The sequence below is a fragment of the Elusimicrobiota bacterium genome (assembly GCA_018816525.1).
GTDB lineage: Bacteria > Elusimicrobiota > Endomicrobiia > CG1-02-37-114 > XYA2-FULL-39-19 > OXYB2-FULL-48-7.
The window spans coordinates 1-4,516 of the sequence record JAHIVV010000007.1 but is presented as its reverse complement, the minus strand read 5'-3'; the positions used below and the strand labels follow the sequence as shown (position 1 = coordinate 4,516).

At 38.9% G+C, this 4,516-nt stretch carries 3 protein-coding genes; all 3 read left to right on the top strand.

The window, feature by feature from the left end; translation table 11 throughout:
• The first annotated feature begins 100 nt into the window (after window positions 1-100).
• The 3 genes from trxB to coaE are packed head-to-tail and all read left to right on the top strand — an operon-like array spanning window position 101 to window position 4,399.
• Window positions 101-1,045, top strand: a complete 945-nt coding sequence (gene trxB, locus KKH91_01030) for a thioredoxin-disulfide reductase (GenBank protein ID MBU0951397.1) — start codon at window positions 101-103, stop codon at window positions 1,043-1,045.
• Window positions 1,046-1,086: 41 nt separating this feature from the next.
• Window positions 1,087-3,750, top strand: a complete 2,664-nt coding sequence (gene polA, locus KKH91_01025; protein MBU0951396.1) for a DNA polymerase I — start codon at window positions 1,087-1,089, stop codon at window positions 3,748-3,750.
• A 7-nt stretch (window positions 3,751-3,757) separates the two neighbouring features.
• Window positions 3,758-4,399: a dephospho-CoA kinase gene (gene coaE / locus KKH91_01020; protein ID MBU0951395.1), complete on the top strand. Its 642-nt coding sequence runs from the start codon at window positions 3,758-3,760 to the stop codon at window positions 4,397-4,399.
• Window positions 4,400-4,516 lie beyond the last annotated feature (117 nt).

Here is a 4,516-nt window from a genome sequence, read left to right as displayed (position 1 = left end):
GGATTTTTATGGAAAAAGTAAATAGGCTTTTGAAATGAGCCCGCCATTTTCTTCTGATTTTGTTGTAAATCCATCCTTTTTTATGTAAAATAACGTCATCATGGAAAAAATTTATGATGTCATAATCATTGGCGGAGGCCCGGCAGGGCTTACTGCGGCAATTTATGCTTGCAGGGCGCGCCTTAATACTCTTTTAATTGAAAAAGCGTCATTGGGCGGGCAGGTTATCATAACTGAAAAAATTGACAATTTCCCGGGGTTCCCGGAAGGCGCCGCAGGCTACGAATTAATTGAGAATATGCGCAAACAAGCTGAAAAATTCGGAATGGAAGCCATAAATGAAGAAGTCAATGCAATCACGGCAGACAAACACATAAAGATTATAAAGACGCAATCCGGGAAGGAATATAGAACTTCAGCAATTTTGGTAACAACCGGGGCAAATTTCCGCAGGCTCAGCATACCGGGCGAAATTGAATTCATCGGCAAGGGTGTTTCTTATTGCGCAACCTGCGACGGCCCGTTTTTCCGGAATCAGGATGTAGTAGTTATCGGCGGGGGGGATGCTGCCATTGAAGAAGCCCTCTTTTTGACCAGGCTTGCTAAAAAGGTATCAGTGATTCACCGCAGGGCGCAGCTGCGCGCAACAAAAATATTGCAGGAGCACCTATTTGCTAACCCTAAGATAGAATTTATCGGCGAACACATACCTGTTGAAATAATGGGCGCGAAAGACGCGAATAAAGTGGGCGCAATCCGCATAAAAAATGTAAAAACAAACGAAGAAAAAGAAATTGAAACAAAAGCAGTGTTCATTTTTATAGGCACAGACCCGAATACCGTTTTTTTAAAAGACTCTATCAAACTTGATTCGTCAGGTTATATTATTACGGATGAAAACATGCAAACCTCGGTTGAAGGCATCTTTGCGGCAGGCGACTGCAGAAAAAAACTATTCAGGCAGGTGATTACTGCCTGCGGCGAAGGGGCAACAGCCGTTTTTGCCGCAGAAAAATACTTGGAAAGGGTCCATAATCTCGGCTAAAATACGCCGAAATGAAGATTATGGATTTCGCACTTTGCTCAATGAAACGTTTCTATATTATTGACGGAAATTCGTATCTGCACCGCGCCTACCACGCTTTGCCTCCTCTAACAACTTCCAAAGGCGAACAAATAAACGCTGTCTACGGTTTTTTAAAAATGGTTTTTAAGCTTATCAAAGATTTTACCCCGGACTATTTATTAATCTGTTTTGATTTCCCTGCGCCCACTTTCAGGCATAAAGAATTTCTCGAATATAAAGCTCATCGCAAAGAGATGGATGATTCGCTAAAAAACCAGATTCCCATCGCAAAAGAATCCGTTAAAGTGCTCAATCTTAAAAGTATTGAAATTGAAGGTTTTGAAGCTGATGATATTATTGCCACGATGGCTAAAAGGGCGACATTAGAAGGTTTTGAAACGATAATAGTAACCGGAGATAAAGATTGCCTCCAGCTGGTAAATGATAATGTTAAGGTTATGAATGAACCGAAGGACACCTATTTTGACAGGGAAAAAGTTAAAGAAAAATACGATGTTTACCCGGAAAATATAGTAGATTTATTCGCTTTGGCGGGAGACTCTTCCGACAATGTTCCCGGTGTAAGGGGGATTGGGGATAAAACTGCTTCAAAACTTATCAACGATTACGGTTCCGTTGAAAAAATCCTTGAAAAACTTGATACTATACCTGATAAAATCAGGGAAAAAATAATTGCAAGCAGAGAAAATCTGCTCTTGAGCAAACATTTGATTGAACTGGTATTTGACGTGCCTGTTGACATAGCTATTAAAGAATGTCTCGTAAACAAACCCGATACAGACAAGCTTGTAGATTTTTTGAAACGCATCGAAGCTGTAAGCCTCGCAAAAGATATAATTCCCGTTGAAGAAAAAAAGAAAGATTATAAAACAATTTTAAGCGAAGCTGACTTCGGAACGTTTTTTAAACAGTTATCAGTTCAAAAAGAAGTTTCGGTTGATTTGGAAACTACGGGTGTAAACCCTCTCCGGGCGGATTTAGTAGGAATCAGCATGTCCTGGGAAGATAACACGGGATTTTATATTCCGGTCAGCCATAATTATCTTGGCTGCCCTCAGCAGCTGCCTAAAGAACTTATATTGTCGAAATTCAAACCGATTTTAGAAGATTCCAACATTAAAAAAATGGGCCAGAACATAAAATACGATTATCTGGCATTTAAAAAAGAAGGAATAAAGATGTCCGGAATAGAGTTTGATACAATGATAGCTTCTTATTGCCTTAACCCTAACAAAGCTGGGAATGGTTTAAAGGATCTTTCTCTAGAGATGTTAGGAAGAAGAATGACTTCAATAGATGAACTGATCGGAAAAGGCGCAAAACAGCAGACAATGGACAGAATAGAAATAGAAAGAGTGTCTGATTATGCCTGCGCTGACGCCGACGTAGTCTATCAGCTGGCAAAACTGATGAGAAAGACTTTGAAAGAAAAGCAGCTTGAAAACCTGTTTCATAATGTAGAAATGCCCCTGCTTGAAGTGCTTGCGGAAATGGAGGAAGCGGGCATTTACATAAATGTGCCTTATTTAACTGCTCTGGACAAAGAGATGTGCTCCCAAATGCTGGTTCTTGAAAAGGAAATACATGATATAAGCGGCGAAAAGTTCAATATCAATTCACCAAAACAGCTGCAATATATTTTGTTTGAAAAATTGAAACTGCCTCCTTCAAGAAAAACTAAAACAGGCTATTCTACGGATGAAGAAGTGCTTCTTGCTTTAGGCAAAAATTTCCCGCTGCCAAAAAAACTTATTGAATACAGGGAATTGATGAAACTTAAAACCACTTATATTGATTCTTTGCTTAAACTTAGAGATAAAAATGATAGAATCCATACTTCTTTTAATCAGGCCATAACCGCTACGGGCCGGTTATCTTCAAGCAACCCAAATTTGCAGAATATCCCTATCAGGACTGATGTCGGCCAAAAAATCAGGAAAGCCTTTACGATTGAAAAGGGGAATATCCTGGTTTCCGCTGATTATTCGCAGATAGACCTGCGCGTTATGGCTCATTTTTCACAGGATGAATCTTTTGTAAAAGCTTTTAAAAGCAATCAGGACATTCATACCGCCACAGCAAGCGAAATCTTTGGTATCAACCCTGAAAGGGTAGATACCAACACACGCCGTATTGCTAAAACTATAAATTTCGGTATAATTTACGGTATGTCGGCTTACGGGCTGGCGCAACAGCTTGAAATTTCCAATGAAGAAGCGCAAAAATATATTGATGAATATTTTGTTAAATATGCCGGCGTAAAAAAGTGGACTGAAAGTATAATAAAGGAAGCAAAAGAGAAGGGGTACGTAACAACTTTCTTAAACAGAATAAGGTATTTGCCCGAGATTAATTCAATGAACACCCAAATCCGCCAATTTGCCGAAAGGACGGCGGTAAATACGCCTATACAGGGTACTGCGGCTGATATCATCAAGGTAGCTATGATAAACATTCATAAAAAGCTTTCTAAATTAAGCACACGCATGCTCAGCCAGGTGCATGATGAGTTGTTGTTTGAGGTTCCTGAAAAGGAATTCAAGGCCGTTTGCCCTATGATAAAAAATGAAATGGAAAATGCGGTAAAACTGATTATTCCTTTAACTGTTGACTTGAAATATGGACAGAACTGGAACGAGATGACAAAATATGAACATAAATAAGAAACCAATTATTTTCGGGCTTACAGGGGGAATTGCTTCGGGCAAAAGCACGGTTCTTAATCAATTTGCACACCTTGGGGCAAAGATTATTGAATCAGACAGGATTGCACATGATATTTATGCAAAAGGGAAGCCAGTATATAAAAAAATAATTAAACAATTTGGCAGGGAAGTTTTAAACGCGGAAAAAAACATAGACCGCAGGAAACTCGGTAAAATAGTTTTTTCGAACCAGTCACAAAGAAAAAAACTTGAAAAAATAACACATCCGGAGATAATAGCGGAAATTAAGAATCAGATAAACCGGTTCAAAAGAAGCAATAAAGTCATTATGGTTGATGCCCCATTGCTTTTTGAAGCGAAACTCCAAAAAATGTTTGATAAAATTATTGTAGTCTGGATTCCTGAAAAAGTGCAGATTCAACGTTTAATTAAGCGTGATAAAATAACAAAAGCCGAAGCCCAGAAACGCCTTTCAGCTCAGATTTCCCTGGATAAAAAGAAAAAAATAGGGGATTATGTCATTGATAATTCCGGCTCTCCTGCGGCCACAGCTGCCAAAATAAAATGTTTTTGGCAAGTTTTTGGACAGGGCCCTGTCAAGCCATCTAAAAAGGTAACTTTAGTAGGTGCATGTCGCGCCATCTAAAATGTAACTTTGGGATTAGTAAATTTAGCATTGGTATTTGGTGGTTTTGTAACTACTTTTAATCCCGGGAAATACTTAGATAATTCTGTTAAAGTATCTTTTTCTATTTGAGTTAAT